General features: G+C 68.0%; 18 protein-coding genes. 7 read left to right on the top strand and 11 right to left on the bottom strand.

Features of this window, described 5'->3' with window-relative positions; all coding sequences use genetic code 11:
• Positions 1-74: 74 nt before the first annotated feature.
• Positions 75-479, bottom strand: coding sequence for a DUF3040 domain-containing protein (locus tag A5759_RS01845; RefSeq protein WP_064349958.1), 405 nt, complete (start codon positions 477-479; stop codon positions 75-77).
• A 229-nt stretch (positions 480-708) separates the two neighbouring features.
• Between A5759_RS01845 and A5759_RS01840 the strand changes: the two genes are divergently transcribed.
• From A5759_RS01840 to A5759_RS01825, 4 genes are all read left to right on the top strand, one after another.
• A complete protein-coding gene (locus A5759_RS01840; protein ID WP_064394189.1) occupies positions 709-1,308 on the top strand; it encodes an N-acetyltransferase in 600 nt (199 codons plus the stop codon).
• A gap of 10 nt (positions 1,309-1,318) precedes the next feature.
• A complete protein-coding gene (locus A5759_RS01835) occupies positions 1,319-2,047 on the top strand; it encodes a DUF3153 domain-containing protein (RefSeq protein WP_109395591.1) in 729 nt (242 codons plus the stop codon).
• A 66-nt stretch (positions 2,048-2,113) separates the two neighbouring features.
• The gene (idsA2, locus tag A5759_RS01830) at positions 2,114-3,202 is read left to right on the top strand and encodes a bifunctional (2E,6E)-farnesyl/geranyl diphosphate synthase (RefSeq protein ID WP_064394000.1); all 1,089 of its coding nucleotides are present in this window, start codon (positions 2,114-2,116) and stop codon (positions 3,200-3,202) included.
• Positions 3,203-3,204: 2 nt separating this feature from the next.
• Complete coding sequence (locus A5759_RS01825; protein ID WP_064418317.1) at positions 3,205-4,848, top strand: alpha-(1->6)-mannopyranosyltransferase A; 1,644 nt, start codon at positions 3,205-3,207, stop codon at positions 4,846-4,848.
• Here A5759_RS01825 and A5759_RS01820 read toward each other — a convergent pair.
• Positions 4,769-5,173, bottom strand: a complete 405-nt coding sequence (locus tag A5759_RS01820; RefSeq protein WP_064394002.1) for an Rv2175c family DNA-binding protein — start codon at positions 5,171-5,173, stop codon at positions 4,769-4,771. The two genes, A5759_RS01825 and A5759_RS01820, sit on opposite strands and share 80 nt — an antisense overlap.
• A gap of 66 nt (positions 5,174-5,239) precedes the next feature.
• On the opposite strand from A5759_RS01820, the gene A5759_RS01815 reads away from it, so the two are divergent.
• A complete protein-coding gene (locus A5759_RS01815; protein ID WP_068193105.1) occupies positions 5,240-6,436 on the top strand; it encodes a protein kinase in 1,197 nt (398 codons plus the stop codon).
• A gap of 57 nt (positions 6,437-6,493) precedes the next feature.
• Here the strand turns inward: A5759_RS01815 and A5759_RS01810 are convergent, their stop codons facing one another.
• From A5759_RS01810 to A5759_RS01800, 3 genes are read right to left on the bottom strand one after another with little or no spacing between them, the layout of a single operon-like run.
• Positions 6,494-7,879 (bottom strand): class II 3-deoxy-7-phosphoheptulonate synthase, encoded by a 1,386-nt coding sequence (locus tag A5759_RS01810; RefSeq protein WP_064394004.1) that lies wholly within the window; start codon positions 7,877-7,879, stop codon positions 6,494-6,496.
• Positions 7,880-7,912: 33 nt separating this feature from the next.
• Positions 7,913-8,410: a polyadenylate-specific 3'-exoribonuclease AS gene (locus A5759_RS01805; protein ID WP_068193101.1), complete on the bottom strand. Its 498-nt coding sequence runs from the start codon at positions 8,408-8,410 to the stop codon at positions 7,913-7,915.
• A complete protein-coding gene (locus A5759_RS01800) occupies positions 8,410-9,252 on the bottom strand; it encodes a hypothetical protein (RefSeq protein WP_197505925.1) in 843 nt (280 codons plus the stop codon). Before A5759_RS01800 ends, A5759_RS01805 begins: the two co-directional genes overlap by 1 nt.
• Positions 9,253-9,381: 129 nt before the next feature.
• Between A5759_RS01800 and A5759_RS01795 the strand changes: the two genes are divergently transcribed.
• On the top strand, positions 9,382-10,659 hold the full coding sequence (locus A5759_RS01795) for a glycosyltransferase family 87 protein (RefSeq protein ID WP_068193095.1): 1,278 nt from the start codon (positions 9,382-9,384) through the stop codon (positions 10,657-10,659).
• 117 nt (positions 10,660-10,776) lie between these two features.
• Here the strand turns inward: A5759_RS01795 and A5759_RS01790 are convergent, their stop codons facing one another.
• The 5 genes from A5759_RS01790 to A5759_RS01770 all read right to left on the bottom strand — a co-directional run bounded on the left by A5759_RS01790 (position 10,777) and on the right by A5759_RS01770 (position 14,100).
• Complete coding sequence (locus A5759_RS01790) at positions 10,777-11,502, bottom strand: 1-acyl-sn-glycerol-3-phosphate acyltransferase (RefSeq protein ID WP_068193092.1); 726 nt, start codon at positions 11,500-11,502, stop codon at positions 10,777-10,779.
• Positions 11,503-11,585: 83 nt separating this feature from the next.
• Positions 11,586-11,975, bottom strand: a complete 390-nt coding sequence (locus A5759_RS01785; protein ID WP_068193175.1) for a hypothetical protein — start codon at positions 11,973-11,975, stop codon at positions 11,586-11,588.
• Entirely contained in the window at positions 11,972-13,231 is a 1,260-nt protein-coding gene (locus A5759_RS01780) for an ArsA family ATPase (RefSeq protein WP_068193090.1), read from the bottom strand. The genes A5759_RS01785 and A5759_RS01780 overlap by 4 nt, the downstream gene beginning before the upstream one ends.
• Position 13,232: 1 nt before the next feature.
• On the bottom strand, positions 13,233-13,670 hold the full coding sequence (locus tag A5759_RS01775) for an SRPBCC family protein (RefSeq protein ID WP_064394010.1): 438 nt from the start codon (positions 13,668-13,670) through the stop codon (positions 13,233-13,235).
• A 40-nt stretch (positions 13,671-13,710) separates the two neighbouring features.
• Positions 13,711-14,100 (bottom strand): polyketide cyclase / dehydrase and lipid transport, encoded by a 390-nt coding sequence (locus tag A5759_RS01770; protein WP_068193086.1) that lies wholly within the window; start codon positions 14,098-14,100, stop codon positions 13,711-13,713.
• A 92-nt stretch (positions 14,101-14,192) separates the two neighbouring features.
• Here A5759_RS01770 and A5759_RS01765 point away from each other — a divergent pair, with 92 nt between their 5' ends.
• Positions 14,193-15,995 carry a long-chain fatty acid--CoA ligase gene (locus A5759_RS01765; protein WP_066808564.1) on the top strand — a complete coding sequence of 601 codons (1,803 nt, stop codon included), beginning with the start codon at positions 14,193-14,195 and terminating at the stop codon, positions 15,993-15,995.
• Here A5759_RS01765 and A5759_RS01760 read toward each other — a convergent pair.
• Positions 15,983-17,119 (bottom strand): glycosyltransferase family 4 protein, encoded by a 1,137-nt coding sequence (locus tag A5759_RS01760; RefSeq protein WP_068193083.1) that lies wholly within the window; start codon positions 17,117-17,119, stop codon positions 15,983-15,985. The genes A5759_RS01765 and A5759_RS01760 overlap by 13 nt on opposite strands.

Raw genomic sequence — 17,119 nt, 5'->3', positions numbered from 1 at the left:
GGGGGCGGTCAGCAGTCGGACACACGAAAAAGGGGCAGCCCGCGGTGCGGGCTACCCCTGTGTCGCGTCAGCGCCTATTCGTCGAAGCGGCGACGGAAGCGATCCTCCATGCGGCTGGCAAACGATCCACCCGAACCCTTGCCCCGCTTCTGCCGGGGAGCGCCCGGTTCGGCGACCGAACGGTCGCGTCCACCGGGGACGCGCGGGCCGGTGATCGCGAACACCACACCGCCGAACATCACGATGAACCCGAGTACCGAGAGCACCGGGAAGCCACCGATCTGGGTGGCAGGTATCGCGACACCGGACACCAGCATGGCGAGGCCGAGCACGAAGAGCGCGGCACCCTGCAGGCGGCGCCGGGTCGAGGGTGCGCGCAGGGTTCCGCCTCGGACACTCGAAGCGAACTTCGGGTCCTCGGCATAGAGCGCGCTCTCGATCTGGTCGAGCATGCGCTGCTCATGATCGGAGAGTGGCATTCGTCCCTCCCTCGGAACCCAGGGGCCCACCGTGGCCATCTCATTGTTCAAAGTCATGTGTGCCCGCGTTCACGGGCATCTAACAGTCATGATACGAGGTCGATCTGAGCCGTACCACCTTGTTCGACGCCCGATTGTATGACGGACGCCGCCGCGTGGGAGGCGCAGGCGGATCCACTCGATAATGGTTGAGACGACACCGCCCCGATACGCGGAGAGGCAGACACAGTTGGCGACATTTCTCATCGATCTGTCGCCGAGCGATATGCAGCGCCGGCTCGGTGACGCGCTCGCCGTCTACGTCGACGCGATGCGCTATCCGCGCGGCACCGAGGCACAGCGGGCGTCGATGTGGCTCGAGCACACCCGCAGGCCCGGGTGGAAGGCCGTGGCGGCGGTGACCATCGGCGATTCCGAGGACGCACCCGCCGGCGAGGCCGAACTGACCTCAGCCCCGATGGTCGGCATCGCCTACGGCTACTGCGGCGCCCCTGACCAGTGGTGGCAGCAGCAGGTGGTGGCCGGGCTGCAGCGGGTCGGCACCGACCGCAACTCCATCGCTGCGTTGATGACGAGCTACTTCGAGCTCACCGAACTGCACATCCACCCGCGAGCCCAGGGACAGGGGCTCGGTGAGGCGCTGGCACGCCGACTGCTCTCCGACCGCCAGGAGTCCCACGTGTTGTTGTCGACGCCGGAGATCAACGGTGAGGCGAACCGGGCGTGGCGGCTGTACCGCAGGCTCGGCTTCACCGACGTCATCCGTGGCTACCATTTCGCGGGCGATCCGCGGGCTTTCGCGATCCTGGGCCGGTCATTGCCGCTGTGACACGGATTTGATGTCACCGACGCCTCGGCTCGGCTCGGTCTGGCACGATGACCACGTGCCGGCCCGCCACCGCAGCAGCAGAACCCGCCTGCTCGCACTCGTGATGCTGATCCTCGTCGTGCTTCCGACCGCCGTCGGCTGCGTCCGGGTGCGGGCCTCGATCACGGTCTCCCCCGACGACCGGGTGTCCGGTCAGATCGTCGCGGCGGCAAAGCCGCGGAACGCCGACGACAAGGGCCCGCAGCTGCTGAACAACCTGCCGTTCGCCAACAAGGTGGCGGTCTCGGAGTACAGCCGCGACGACTACGTCGGCTCTCAGGCGGTGTTCTCCGACCTCACCTTCGCCGAACTGCCTCAGCTGGCCAACATGAACCGCGACGCCGCCGGTGTCGACCTCTCGTTGCGCCGGGCGGGTGACCTCGTCATCCTCGAGGGGCGCGCCGACCTCACCTCGCTCAGCGATTCGGAGGCCGACGTGTCGGTGACCGTGTCGTTCCCTGGCGAAGTCACCTCCACCAACGGTGATCAGGTGTCGGCCGAGATCGTCGAGTGGCAGTTGCGGCCCGGCGTGGTCAGCACCATGAACGCACAAGCCCGCTACACCGACCCCAGCGCACGGTCCTTCACCGGTGCCGCGATCTGGCTGGGCCTCGGCTCCTTCGTGGTGGCGGCCATCATCGGAACCCTGGCGTACATGAGCCGTGACCAATCGCCGAAAGTGGGCGAAGCCCGCGATTAGCGCAGGCTCTACGCTGAAGGCGTTCGGGGCAGGGTGGTCGCACAGAGAAAGGGGCGCCCGCTGAGCGTGCATGCCACGGCACCGTCGGCCGTCGAGTTGGCGGGGGCCGTCACCGATCAGCTGCGGGACTATCTGCGGCAGCGTCGCAGCGAATGCGCCTACATGGGCGACGACTACGCCGAAATGACCGCCGCGCTGGAGGAATTCGTGCTGCGCGGCGGCAAGCGGCTGCGGCCCGCGTTCGCCTACTGGGGGTGGCGGGCGGTCGCCGAGCAGCCCGAGGACCCTCTCAATCCGGACGTCCTGCGGTTGTGTTCGGCGCTCGAGCTGCTGCACGCCTGCGCATTGGTCCACGACGATGTCATCGACGCCTCGGCGACCCGCCGAGGGTTGCCGACCGTGCACCGGCTGTTCACCGAGCGGCACCGCACGCACGGCTGGCACGGCTCGGCCGAGCAGTTCGGCATGTCGGCGGCGATCCTGCTCGGCGACCTGGCCCTGGTCTGGGCTGACGACGTCGTCGCCACGGCGAACCTGTCGACCGAGGCCGCCGTGCGGGTCCGCGGGGTGTGGGGCGCGATCCGCACCGAGGTGCTCGGCGGCCAGTACCTCGACATCGTCGCCGAAGCCAGCGGAGCCGATTCGGTGGCTTCGGCGCTGACGGTCAACATCTACAAGACCGCGTCGTACACGATCACCCGGCCGCTACAACTCGGCGCCGCCGCGGCCGCCGACCGGCCCGACGTCCATGCCGCCTTCCATCAGTTCGGCACCGACCTCGGTGTGGCGTTCCAGCTACGCGACGACGTGCTCGGGGTGTTCGGCGATCCCGCCGTCACCGGCAAGCCGTCCGGTGACGATCTGCGAGCAGGCAAGCGCACGGTGCTGTTGGCCGAGGCGGTCGAGCTGGCCGAAGAGGCCGACCCCGCGGCGGCGAAGCTGCTGCGCACCTCCATCGGGTCGAAACTCTCCGACGCCCAGGTCCAGGAACTGTGCACAGTGATCGAGTCCGTCGGCGCGCTCGCCGCGGTGGAGAACCGCATCTCCGAGCTCACCCGCCGCGCGCTCGACACCCTCGACTCCGCCGACATCGACGCCCATGCCAAGGCGGGGTTGTCCGAGCTCGCCCGATTGGTCGCGAATCGAACCGCATAACGATGACGACCTCCCCATCGACCTCCCCATCAACACGGCCGTCGAAATCCGGCTTCACTGCACACCTCTCACGGTTGACCTCGTTTGCGACGTCACCACAGGCCCAACCTGCCCGGCTGGGCTTCCTCGGCGCCGTGTTGATCACCGCCGGAGGGCTGGGCGCGGGCAGCACGCGCCTGCACGACCCGCTGCTCGAGTCGCTGCACCTGTCGTGGCTGCGGTTCGGGCACGGCCTGGTGCTGTCGTCGATCCTGTTGTGGGGCGGTGTGGCACTGATGCTGGCGGCGTGGCTGTGGCTGGGACGACGGGTGATCGACCGCACCGCAACCGAATACACGATGGTAGCCACCACCGGCATCTGGCTGGCGCCGCTGCTGCTGAGCGTCCCGCTGTTCAGCCGCGACACCTACTCCTACCTCGCGCAGGGGGCACTGCTGCGCGACGGCCTCGACCCGTACGCGGTCGGGCCCGTCGACAACCCGAACTCGTTGCTGGACAACGTCAGTCCCATCTGGACCACCACCACGGCACCGTACGGGCCGGGTTTCATCCTGATCGCCAAGTACGTCACGATGCTGGTCGGCAACGATGTCGTCGCGGGCACGATGTTGTTGCGGCTGGGCATGCTTCCCGGCTTGGCGCTGCTGATCTGGGCCGCGCCGCGCGTCGCAAGACATATCGGCGCCGACGGTGCGACCGCGCTGTGGATCTGCGTGCTCAACCCGCTGGTGATCATCCACCTGATGGGCGGCGTGCACAACGAGATGCTGATGGTCGGCCTGATGATGGCAGGCATCGCGTTGACGTTCTCCGGCCGCCACCTGTGGGGCGTGAGCCTGATCGCCGCGGCGGTCGCGGTGAAAGCGACCGCGGGACTGGCGCTTCCGTTCATGGTCTGGGTGTGGGCGCGGGACGTGCGCAACAGGCGCGACGTCTCGGCGGTCAAGGCATTCGTGACGGCGTCGGCGGGCTCGGCGCTGATCTTCACCGCGGTGTTCGCCGTGCTGTCGTTGGCCGCGGGCGTCGGACTGGGCTGGCTGACGGCCCTGGCGGGTTCGGTGAAGATCATCAACTGGCTGACCCTGCCCACCGCGGCGGCCAACGTGATCAACGCGGTCGGCGGCCTGTTCCTGCCGGTGAACTTCTACGCGGTGCTCGACGTCGCCAGGATCATCGGCATCGCGCTCATCGCACTGTCACTTCCGTTCGTGTGGTGGCGGTTTCGGCACACCGACCGCGAAGCGCTGACCGGTATCGCGGTGGTGATGGTGATCGTGGTGCTTCTCGTGCCCGCGGCGCTGCCCTGGTACTACACCTGGCCGCTGGCCGTGGTGGCCGCGCTGGCTCAGAGCAGGCGGTCGATCGCGATCATCGCGGGCCTGTCGACGTGGATCATGGTGATCTGGAAACCCGATGGGGCGCACGGGATGTACTCGTGGCCCCACGTGCTGCTCTCGCTGGCATGCGCCGCGGTGGCGTGGTACTCGCTGAAGAACGCGCCGCAAGGACCGCGGGCGGTCAATAAGCCACGACCGTGGACGGTCAATAGGCCACGACCGCGGGCGGTCAATAAGCCATCGCCTGGGCCCGGCGCACCACCTCACGGGCCTGATGCGAGTGAAGAGCATCAACGGGCCGAGCATTAGGCAGTTCGCCGGTCGCGCCGTCGCGCCTGATGGTCAGGGATGCGTCGGGCGTGAACAGCCACCGAACGATCTCGGTGTGGTGGTAGCCCCCGTCGCGCAGCACGACGAGTAGTCCGGGCAGGCTCTTGACGACGTGGCCGGTGTCGTCGAAGAACACTTTCGGAACCACGACGACCCCGTCGCGCCGGACGCCGATCAGATGGCCGTCCCGCAGCTGCTGATGCACCTTCGTCACCGCGACACCGAGCATCTCGGCGACGGTGGGTAGGTCGTAGACGTCCTCGGCGGGATCGAGGACATCCTCGGAGGCCGGAATACTGCTCACCGCACCGAGTCTAAATCTCCTAACCGTCGGCCGGAGCCGCAAGCCGCCGGTGTCGTGCTCCGTAACATGTCTCCGGTGGAGGCCTACCCGCGGACGGACCCGCTGCTGGGAACCGTGCTCGACGGTCGGTACCGCGTCGACGTGATGATCGCGACCGGGGGCATGTCGTCCGTGTACCGCGGACTCGATCTGCGGCTGGATCGTCCGGTCGCGCTGAAGGTGATGGACAGCCGCTATGCGGGCGACTCTCAGTTCCTCACCAGGTTCCAGCGCGAGGCGCGCGCGGTGGCGCGGTTGACCGATCCGGGTCTGGTCGCGGTGTACGACCAGGGCGGCGGACGCACGGGCGGTCCTCCGCCGTTCCTGGTGATGGAACTCGTCGAGGGCGGCACGCTGCGGGAGCTGCTGCGCGAGCGTGGGCCGATGCCGCCGCACGCCGCCGCTGCGGTGCTCGGCCCGGTTCTCGGCGGGCTGGCCGCAGCACACCGCGCAGGCCTGGTGCACCGCGACGTCAAACCCGAGAACGTGCTGATCTCCGACGACGGCGACGTCAAGATCGCCGACTTCGGACTGGTGCGGGCGGTGGCCGAAGCGAAAATCACCTCGACCAGCGTCATCCTGGGCACCGCGGCGTATCTGTCACCCGAACAGGTCAGCACCGGTGACGCCGATCCCCGCAGCGACGTCTACGCGGCGGGCATCTTGACCTACGAACTGCTGACCGGCCGCACGCCGTTCGCGGGCGACTCGGCGCTGGCCGTGGCGTATCAGCGGATGGACAATGACGTCCCGGCTCCGGGCTCGGTGATCGCTGGCGTGCCCGCGCAGTTCGACGAGCTGGTGTTGCGCGCGACCGCCCGCGATCCGGCCCGGCGCTATGCCGATGCCCGGGAGATGGGTGAGGAACTCGAAGCGATCGTCGACGAACTCGGCCTCCCGCCGTTTCGGGTGCCGGCACCACGCAACTCCGCTCAGAACGCGTCGGTTCCTCTTCACCCGCCTGCGGCGCCGCCGGCGGCTGCGGCCCCGCCCGCACCACGTCAGGCGACCCGGACGCTACCGCGCGACGACTGGCAGGCCCCCGAACCCGAATACGAAACGGTGTCGGGACGGTTCGCCGGAATCGAGCTCGAGGAGTTCTACTGGGCGCGGCAGCGCGCCAGGCGCGCACTGCTGTTCTGGGTGATCGCGGTGATCACACTGACGGCGCTGGTTGCGGCGGTTGCGTGGACGACCGGCAGCAACCTGTCCAACCTGATCTAGTTGTTACTGTCGGACTCCTCAACGCGGCTCGTCCCTCGCCGCTTGATCGTCGTCCGACTAGTCGCGCAGCATCTCCGCGACCAGGAACGCCAACTCCAGGCTCTGCTGGGTGTTCAACCGCGGGTCGCACGCCGTCTCGTAACGCCCGGCGAGGTCGGCGTCCGAGATGTCCTGCGCCCCACCGAGGCATTCGGTGACGTTCTCGCCGGTGATCTCGACGTGGATGCCGCCGGGATGGGTGCCCAACGCCCTGTGCACCTCGAAGTAACCCTGCACCTCGTCGACGATCCGGTCGAAATGGCGGGTTTTGTAGCCGGTCGAGGACTCGTGGGTGTTGCCGTGCATCGGGTCGCACTGCCATACCACCTGATGGCCGGTGGCCTGCACCTTCTCGATGATCGGCGGCAGCAGGTCGCGCACCTTGTTGTTACCCATGCGGGTGACCAGCGTCAGCCGTCCCGGCTCGTTGTTCGGGTCGAGGCGTTCGACGTACTCGACGGCCAGCTCCGGTGTCATGGTCGGGCCGAGCTTGACCCCGATCGGATTCGCAATCACCTCCGCGAACGCGATGTGGGCGCCGTCGAGCTGACGGGTGCGCTCACCGATCCACACGTAATGCGCGGACAGGTCGTAGAGCTTCGAGCCCTGCTCAGTCTCCGACAGCCGCAGCATCGCGCGCTCGTAGTCGAGCACCAACGCCTCGTGGCTTGCGTAGATCTCGGCGGTCTCCAGGTTGCGGTTGTCGACCCCGCACGCGCTCATGAACGTCAGCGCGCGGTCGATCTCACCGGCCAGCGCTTCGTACCGGGCACCGGCAGGCGACGTGCGGACGAACTCGCGGTTCCAGTCGTGCACCAGATGCAGCGACGCCAGGCCCGAACCGGTCAGGGCGCGCACCAGGTTCATCGCGGCGCTGGCGTTGGCGTACGCGCGGACCAGCCGCGACGGGTCGTGCTCACGCACTGCGGCATCGGGCGCGAATCCGTTGATCATGTCGCCGCGGTAGGACCGCAGACCGAGCGCGTCGATGTCGGCCGAGCGCGGTTTGGCGTACTGGCCTGCGATGCGGGCCACCTTGACCACCGGCACGCTGGCGCCGTAGGTCAGCACCACGGCCATCTGCAGCAGCGCCCGCAGATTGGCCCGGATGTGGGGCTCGGTGTTGTTGACGAAGGTCTCGGCGCAGTCGCCCCCCTGCAGCAGGAACGCCTCGCCACGGGCCACGGCGGCCAGTAGGTCCTTGAGTCGTTCCACCTCGGCGGGCACCGTCACCGGCGGGACGCTCTCGAGCACAGTGCGCATGTTCTTCGCCGCTTCGACATCCCAGGTCGGCTGCTGCACCGCGGGCTTGGCGAGCGCGGCGTCGAGCCGCTGTCGCAGCTCATCGGGCAGCGGCGGCAACGAGGGCAGCTGTTCGATGGGTACGTCGACGGTCCAGTTCACCCGTTCATGGTAACGGCCCGCGACATGTGCTTTTCACCGCTGGCCCGACGCTTCACCGGTGGTCATCAGCTGGAACCGCCGCAAATTGTGGCGAGCGTCGACCAACGCATCGTGGGCGTCACGCGGGCGCGGGGGCATGCGCGGCGAACCGCGCTCCTCCCAGAACTGGCGCAACTCGCGGGTGAAGCGCGGTATCGCCGGTGGAAGATCGGTCATCGGGCCCCAGAGCTGACACAACACGACGTGGTCGTAGGCGCCCAACCAGGCCCACAGCTCGATCGGCTCGTCCCCGTCGATTCCGAAGAAGTCCTCCAGCTCCGAGCGGATCTGCCGACGCGAGCGCCACAGCTGTGAGGACGGCGGCGGAAGCTTGGGCAACACATGCTTGCGGACCCAGCTGCCTGCCCGGTCAGGGTCGAATTCGGTTGACACCGCGTAATACTCGCGGCCGTCCTCGGCGGCGACACCGATCGAGATCAGGTCGATGGTGCGCCCGTTGTCGATGAACTCCGTGTCGTAGAAGTAGCGCACTACGCGGGTTCCTTCTGGGGCGCGGCCGCGACCGACCGATCCTTCGGGGCGGGTGCGGCGTGGATCTCGCGGTCGAGTTGCTCGTCGACCTTGGCGTCGTCGGGAAACTTGGGCATACCCGCGATGGCGTCCTGCAGCCACAGTTTGGCCTGGACGACCGGGCGCCGCAGCCAGCGCTCGCGCTCCAGCGCCCGATGCATCTTGCGCGGGCGGTTGGTGTAGCGCCAGCGCGCCCACGGCGCATGCGGCCTCGACAACCGGATCGCTCCGATAAACAGCAGCGGCGTCACGAACATCCCCACCAGCCCGGTCCACACCTTGCCTTTGAGCAACACGATGACGGCCAGCATCAGCGTCAGCACGGCCGCCGTGACCACCCCGGCCCGCGCCAGCAGCGAGGGGTCGTTGCGCCAGATGTCGATGTCGAAGAACGACAACGGGTTGAAACCCAAGATCAGCAGGCCTGCGACGGCGACGGCGGCGAAGACCGCGTCGACCGAGGTTCTGCCGTCCTCGGCCCAGTACACGTCCTGGAGGTGCAGAATCAGCGCGAACTCGTCGAGCACCAGCGCTGCACCGATTCCGAAAAAGATTGCGGCCACCGAGAACTCGGGTACTCCCCCGTCAACGCCCAACGTCACCATCGTCACACCGGAGATCATGACCAGCACCACGCCGATCACCACGTGGTGGATGTGCAGTCCACTACCAGTTCCGATGTTGCGCGGCTGCCACCACTTGCGGGGCGCCTCACTTCCGGCCTGGCTGCGGATGTATCGCACGATCGTGCGGGTCACGAAGAACGTCAGGATGAACGCGATCAGGCAGTACACGAGCGGCATCCGCGCGTGCGGGATGCCGAAGATGAGGTGTAAGTCCGCGAGCACCCAGAAAACTTACGCCGACCTGCGCGTGTCGCGCCCGGGATACCGACCGACGCGCCGGGGCGCCCCGATAGTCTGGTCAGCGACATGAGTACGTGGCGGTCGCCCGGCGGGGCTGGTTGGGGGCCAACACTCGCCTGGCGGCTGTTCCAGCTGCTGACCGTGGCGGCGTTGGCCTGGGCGGGCTGGCGTGTGCTCGGCCGGGTCCCCTACCGCATCGACGTAGACGTCTACCGGATGGGCGGGCAGGCCTGGCTGGACGGCAGGCCGCTCTACGCCGACGGCGCGATGTTCCACACCAGGGGCGGCCTCGATCTGCCGTTCACCTATCCCCCGCTTGCGGCCGTGGTGTTCGCGCCGTTCGCGTTGCTGTCGTTGGAAGCGGCAAGCGTCGCGATCACGGTGATCACGCTGGTGCTGCTCATCGTCGCGGTGACGATCGTGCTGCACCGGTGCGATGTCTGGTCGAAGACGTCGGTGACGACCGAACCCGCGTGGCTGCGGCAGGCGTGGCTGGCCGCCGCGATCGTCGCCCCGGCGGTGGTCTATTTGGAGCCCATCCGGTCGAACTTCGACTTCGGCCAGATCAACGTCGTGCTGATGACGCTGGTGATCGCCGACTGCGTGCCGCGCAGGACACCCTGGCCGCGGGGCATGCTCCTGGGGCTGGCCATCGCGCTGAAGCTGACCCCGGCGGTCTTCCTGCTGTATTTCGTGCTGCGCCGCGACGTTCGCGCGGTGGTCGTCACCGCGGTGTCCGCCGTCGTCGCCACGCTGAGCGGGGTGGCGTTCGCCTGGCGTGACTCCCTGGAGTACTGGACCGAGACCGTGCGCAACACCGATCGCATCGGCACGGCGACGCTGAACACCAACCAGAACATCGCCGGGGCATTGGCTCGGCTGGGGCTGAGCGAAGGGCCACGGTTCGTGTTGTGGACCGCGGCCTGCTTCGCGGTGCTGGCGCTTACCGTGTGGGCGGTGCGACGCGTGCTCAAGGCCGACGAACCGGTGCTCGCGCTGATCTGCGTGGCGATGTTCGGGTTGGTGGTGTCGCCGGTGTCGTGGTCGCACCACTGGGTGTGGGCGCTGCCGACTCTGCTGGTCACCGCGCTGGTGGCCTATCGGAGGCGCCATGCGGCGCTGGGCGTGGTGGCGGCCGCGGGCTTTGCGTTGATGGTGTGGACACCGATCACGCTGATGCCCGAGCATCAGGAGACGGCCGCGTCGCTGTGGCGACAGCTGGTCGGCGGTTCCTATGTGTGGTGGGCGGTCGCGGTGATCGTGGTTGCCGGGACGCTGACGGCGGCGCCCGCGATGCGCAGTAGGCCGGTCGTCGACGAGGCGCCGGTACCCGCGGTCAACTAGGTGGCCTCAGCCGGCCCCGGTTGAATTGCCGGCTCAGCCGGCCCCCGTTGAATTGCCGGCTCAGCCGGCCCCGGCCGAATTACCGGCTCAGCCGGCCGCCCCGGCCGAATTGCCGGCTCAGCCGGCGGCCACCTCCGGCATGCGGGCCGACGGCTTTGCTGTGTCGTCGGCCTTGCCTTCCTTGACGTCGGCGGCGTAGAGGTCGACGTACTCCTGACCCGACAGCCGCATCAGCTCGTACATCACCTCGTCGATGACCGCGCGCTCGATGAAGCGGTTGCCCGCCAACCCCTCGAAGCGGGTGAAGTCCATCGGCTTGCCGAACTTCACGTGAACCTTGCCGAAGCGCCACATCTTGCTGCCGGGCGGGTTGACGGAGTCGGTGCCGATCATCGCGACCGGGATCACCGGCACGCCCGTTTGCAGCGCGAGCCGCGCCAGTCCGGTCTTGCCCTTGTAGAGCCGCCCGTCCGGGGACCGGGTGCCCTCGGGATACATCCCGAGCAGCTTGCCCTCACCGAGGATGCGTTCTGCGGTGGTCAGTGCGGCCTGTGCCGAATCCGCGTCGGTGCGGTCGATCGGCACCTGACCGGCGACGGTGTAGAACCAGCGCTGGAACCAGCCCTTGAGCCCGGTGCCGGTGAAGTACTCGGCCTTGGCCAGGAATGTGATGCGCCGGCTGACAACGAGCGGCTTGTAGAAACTGTCCGCGACCGCAAGGTGGTTACTCGCCAAGATCGCCGCGCCGGAAGGCGGAACATGCTCCAGCCCTTCGACTTTCGGCCGTCCCAACAACGTCAGCAGGGGTCCCATGAAGATGTACTTGAACAGCCAATACCACATGGGCCCTCCCGGTGATCGAACACCGGCCGGTGTTCTGCGCCAACTTTACCCACGCGCTGTGGATGCGACCACAGCGCGCAAGACTACTCCTCGACAGTTACCGGAATGTGCTGATATCGCCCCGGCGCAGGAGGCGGAGCCGAGCCGTTCGGACCCGGGTCGTCCTGTGGCCCAGGCGGCCCGTCCGGAGGTGTGTCCGGCCCCGACGGGCCTTCTGCTGCCTGGTCCAGAATCGCCCGAACCACGGCAAGCAGGGCGACGCTGTGCTCGGCGACGACGGTGAGCAACGGATGCTGTTCGCCCGCGGCCAGGGCGGCAAGCGCACACACCGGGCACCAGACCTGCTGACACTTGCCCGCCGTACCGGTCGTCGCGCGCGCCGCGGCCAGTCGCACCGCGGGGTCCAGCCGGTCCAGGATGGCCTGCGCGAGCGCCCGCAGCTCCGGTCCGAGATCGCCGTGTGGCGTCGTCACTTCGGCCACACCTCCGGATTCGGTCGGAACCGCACGATCAACTCACTCCCACGCAGCTGCGCGTCCACGACGATGCATCGCCGCAACACGGACGCCAATCGGACCCGGCGCCGCAATCCACCCGCACCGACTATCAGATCGTCGTCGACCCGGCCCAGCGTTAGCGCCGAGGAGTCGACCTGCGGCAACTCTAGCCGTAACCGGTACACCGATTCGAGGCCGGAGCCGGACTCGCGGTCGACGATCGGGCGCAACGGACCGGGCGGGGGCGACCCGTCGCGGCGGCGTGCGCAGTCCAGCAGTTCACCGAGCGCCTTCGCCCCTATCGGCTCGCCTGCCAGATGCGGGACCAGAACCAGTTGCACTCCGCCGATGGTCGCGTCGAGCTGATCGAGGACGGCCCGCTGTTCGAATATCCGCTCGGTGTACCAGTCGAAGGCGGGATGTTCGGGCAGGTTGCGGTATTCGTACGAATCATCTTGTACGAGTATCTGGTTGACGATCAGCTCGGCTACCGAAACGCCCATCAGCGCCAACGAACCCAGTGTCCGCGCGGCCTCGGCTGCCACCACCCGCTCGGCGGTCATCACCAGATGCGCGCTGACCTTGGAACCGTCGGTGAGCATCGCGCTCAGTGATTCGGTGCCGGCGCTGATGCGTTCGAACAGGGCGACGACGGCCGCGCTGTGCGGATCGTCGAATCCGGTGGACAGCCGCCGGTGCCGCGGCCACGCCCGCTCCAGGTACAGACCGAACGTCGCGGGCAGGGTGAGCATGCGCAACGCGTCGGCGGTCGACGCGCAGTCGACCACGATCCGATCCCAGTCTCCAGAGGCCGCCAGTTCGCCCACCTCGTAGAGGCCGAGCACCTCCTGGACACCCGGTAGGGCCGAAAGTTCCTCGGGGGCAACGCTTCCCAATTCGGACTCGGGGAATCTGTCGGACAGCAGGCCCGCGATCTCGCGCCATCGCGCCTCGAGCAGGGCCAATGTGTCCAACGCCAGCGCGTCCAGTGCTCCGCCACCGGCGTCGGCGTCGTCGGTGAACACCCGGGTGGGCCGGCGCGTGCCCGTCGGTGTCACGGTCACCCCGAGCACGTCGCCGATGGAGTGCGCCTGATCGGTCGAGACGATCAGCACCCGCAGCCCCGCGCGTGCGTCACGCACGGCGGTGGCGGTCGCCAACGTCGACTTGCCGACCCCGCCCTTACCGACGAACAGGCCGATCTTGGCGACAGGCGGGCCGGGGGCATTCAGCTCACTCAGCCTCGACTCGTTTCTTGAGGTCCTTCAACGCGGTGTCGGTGAGGCGCCGTTCGGCTTTGCGCTTCAACAGCCCGATCATCGGAATGATCAGATCGACCGACAGCTCATAGGTGACGTCGGTCCCGGATCCCTTGGGCGACAGTCGATATGCGCCTTCCAGCGACCTCAGCAGGGAGCTCGACACCAGCGACCACGTCACCGACTTGCGGTCGGGCGGCCAGTTGTAGGACAACACCATGGTGTCCTTGAGGACGGCGGCATCCAGCACGAGCCGGGCGGTCTTCGGATAGCCCTCGGCGTCGGCCTCGAGCACCTCGGTCTCCTTGTATTCGGCCACCCAGTCCGGATAGGACCCGATGTCCGCGATGACGTCCATGACCGTTGAGGGATCGGCATCGATGTAGATGGTCTGCGCCGTCTTGTCCGCCACGTTGAAAATCTACCCTCCCCTGTTGTCGGCGGCCGAAGCCTCAGGCCAACGGCGAAACACCCACCGGGCGCGTGGCCTCCAGCCGCTGCTTCACCTCGAATGCCATGTTCTTACCCGCGACCCGTCGCCGGTGGTTCATCTTCGCCAGATTCATCTTGGCCAGCTGCCAGGCCGCCACCCCAGCCGGCTCGGCGTGCAGGAAGTAGTGCATTACGACCCCGTCGAGCACCGGTTCCAGCCAGATCTCCATGGTCCCGACGAGCGCCCCGGTGACAGTCCACCGGTGGCCCTTGTCGCCGCGGTCCTCCACCACGGACAGCCGCAGGTCCGGCCACCAGCGACGCCAGCTCGCGGGCTCGGCGATGTAGCGGCCGACCTCGGCGGGGTCAGCCGCGACGAACGTGTCGTCCGCGACCTGAATGCTGTGCATGGCATACCAGCTTCACATACGATCCTGCCCGCCCGGATACCGGCCGACTAGGGTGGATACGGCAAGAGCAGCCGCATCGAGAGGCCAAGACCGTGCGTGAGTTCAGTGTGCCAGCGTCCTTCACGGTGGAGGAGCACGACAACGTCGTCACCGCCGTGTTCGACCATGAGCGCGACGATCCCGACCATGTGATCTTCCAGCGCCTCGTCGACGGTTCGTGGACAGATGTGACGTGCAGGCAGGCCGCCGACCAGATTCGCTCCGCCGCGCTCGGCCTGATCGCCAGGGGCGTGCAACCGGGCGACCGCGTGGCGCTGCTGTCGGCCACCCGCTACGAATGGCCCATCCTGGACTTCGCGATCCTGGCCACCGGTGCGCTCACCGTGCCGATCTATGAGACCAGTTCGCCCGAGCAGGTGAAGTTCGTGCTCTCGGACTCCGAATCCGTGCTGCTGATCGTCGAGACCGACGCGCACGCCGACAGGATCGAGCACCTCAAGGACGAACTGCCCGGGCTGCGCGATGTGCTGCGCATCGAGAGCGCGGGCACGTCGGCGCTCGACGAACTCGCCGAGGCGGGAAAGTCGGTCGATGCCAAACAACTCGACGACCGGATGGCCGGTCTGGCGGCCGCCGATCCCGCGACGCTGATCTACACCTCCGGCACCACCGGCCAGCCGAAGGGCTGTCAGCTCACCCACTCCAACCTGGTCTACGAGATCCGCGGCTCCAAGGAGTGCTTCCCGACGCTGCTGGCCAAGGGCGAGCGCATGCTGGTGTTCCTGCCGCTCGCGCACGTGCTGGCCAGGGCGATCACGCTCGCCGCGCTCGCCAACAAGGTCACGTTGGGCTTCACCAGCGACATCAAGAACCTCGTGGCGACGTTCGCGGTGTTCAAGCCGACCGTGGTGGTGTCGGTGCCGCGGGTGTTCGAGAAGGTCTACAACACCGCCGAGCAGAACGCCCACAACGACGGCAAGGGCCGGATCTTCGAGATGGCCGTCAACACCGCGATCGAGTGGAGCAAGTCGTTGGACACCGGCAAGGCCGGCCTGCTGCTGCGCGCCAAGCACGCGGTGTTCGACCGCCTGGTCTACGGCAAACTACGGGCGGCGCTGGGCGGCGACTGCCGCGCCGCCATCTCCGGCGGCGCTCCGCTGGGCGCACGGCTCGGTCACTTCTACCGCGGGGTGGGGCTGACGATCTACGAAGGCTACGGCTTGACCGAGACCAGCGCCGCGATCACCGTCAACCGGATCGACAACGTCAAGGTCGGTTCGGTCGGAACGCCGTTGCCAGGCAACAGCATGCGCATCAACGACGATGACGAGTTGCTGGTCAGGGGCGGCGTTGTGTTCAACGGCTACTGGAAGAACGAGGAGGAGACCAAGGCCGTCTTCTCCTCCGACGGCTGGTTCCACACCGGCGACCTCGGCGCGATCGACGACGACGGCTTCCTGACCATCATCGGCCGCAAGAAGGAAATCATCGTGACCGCTGGCGGCAAGAACGTCGCCCCGGCAATCCTCGAGGACCGGTTGCGTGCACACCCGCTGATCAGCCAGGCGATGGCGGTCGGCGACGCCAAACCCTTCGTCGGCGCGTTGATCACCATCGACCCCGAGGCGATCGAGGGCTGGAAGGAACGCAACAGCAAGAACGCGGACGCCTCGGTGGGCGACCTGGCCACCGACCCGGACCTGGTCGCCGAGATCGACCTCGCCGTCAAGGACGCCAATCAGGCGGTGTCCAAGGCCGAGGGGATCCGCAAGTTCCGCATCCTGCCGGTGGACTTCACCGAGGACAGCGGTGAGTTGACCCCGACGATGAAGGTCAAGCGCAAGGTGGTGGCGGAGAAGTTCGCCAGCGACATCGAGGCGCTCTACTCGGGGTAGAGCAGGTTCGACAGTCGCCTCGCCTGGGTGTGCCACTGCCAGTTCTCGACCACCCAGCGCCGACCCGCCGCGCCCATCCGCACGGCACGGTCGGGATCGGCCAGCAGGTCGCTGACAGCCGCCGCTATCGCGCCGACGTCCCAGCCGTCGACCACCACGCCGGTCTCGCCGTCCCGCACGGTCTCCGGCGCACCACCCGACCGGCCCGCCACGACCGGAACACCGGCCGCCGACGCCTCGAGATAAACGATGCCCAGTCCCTCGACGTCCAGCCCGGCGCCGCGGGTCCGGCACGGCATTGCGAACACGTCGGCCATGGCGTGGTGTGCGGGCAACTCGTCGCCGGGGACGGCGTCGGTGAAGACGACGTCGTCGGCCACCCCGAAGCTGTGCGCCAGCTTGTGCAGGGTCGACCGGTAGGGCCCGCCGCCGACGATCACCAGCGCCGCATCGGGCACGCGCTGCCGGATCGCGGGCATCGCCCGAATCAGCATGTCCTGCCCCTTGCGCGGAACCAGTCGCGACAGGCATACGACGACGGGGCGGTTGCCGAGCCGGTAGCGGGCGCGCAGTTCGGCTCGCGCGACCTCGTCGGGCGTGAACCGGTCCGTGTCGACCCCCGGCGGTAGGTGTTCGAGCGCGGCCCGTGGCCCGAACGCCGAGGCGAATCGGCGCCGGGTGTACTGGCTGACGTAGGTGACCGCATCGGTGGCGGATCCGATGCGCCGCAGCGCGGTTCGAGCCAGGGGCAACATGGACCAGCCGACCTCGTGACCGTGCGTACTGGCGATCACCCGGCGTGCGCCCGCGTCGCGGGCCAGCGGCGCCATCAGCGCCAGCGGAGCCGCGGCGCCGAACCAAACCGTCTCGGCCCCGGTCTGCTCGATGAGGCGCCGCATCCGGCCGCTCACCGACGGTTCGGGCAGCATGAGGGTGGTCGGGTGCCGCACGACTCGATACGACGCGTCCCGGTCGAACGCGTCGGAACCCTTCCATTTCGGCGCGTACACCGTCAGCGTGTGCCGCCCTTCGGCCTCGAGGTGGTCGACCAACTCCTGCAGATAGGACTGGATGCCACCGCGCCGCGGCGGAAAGTCGTTGGTGACCAACAGAACCCGCGTCAC

It is taken from the genome of Mycobacterium sp. 852014-52144_SCH5372336 (assembly GCF_001665615.1).
Classification (GTDB): domain Bacteria; phylum Actinomycetota; class Actinomycetes; order Mycobacteriales; family Mycobacteriaceae; genus Mycobacterium; species Mycobacterium neumannii_A.
The sequence above is the reverse complement of the archived record's forward strand: the minus strand, read 5'-3'. Positions and strand labels throughout refer to the sequence as shown.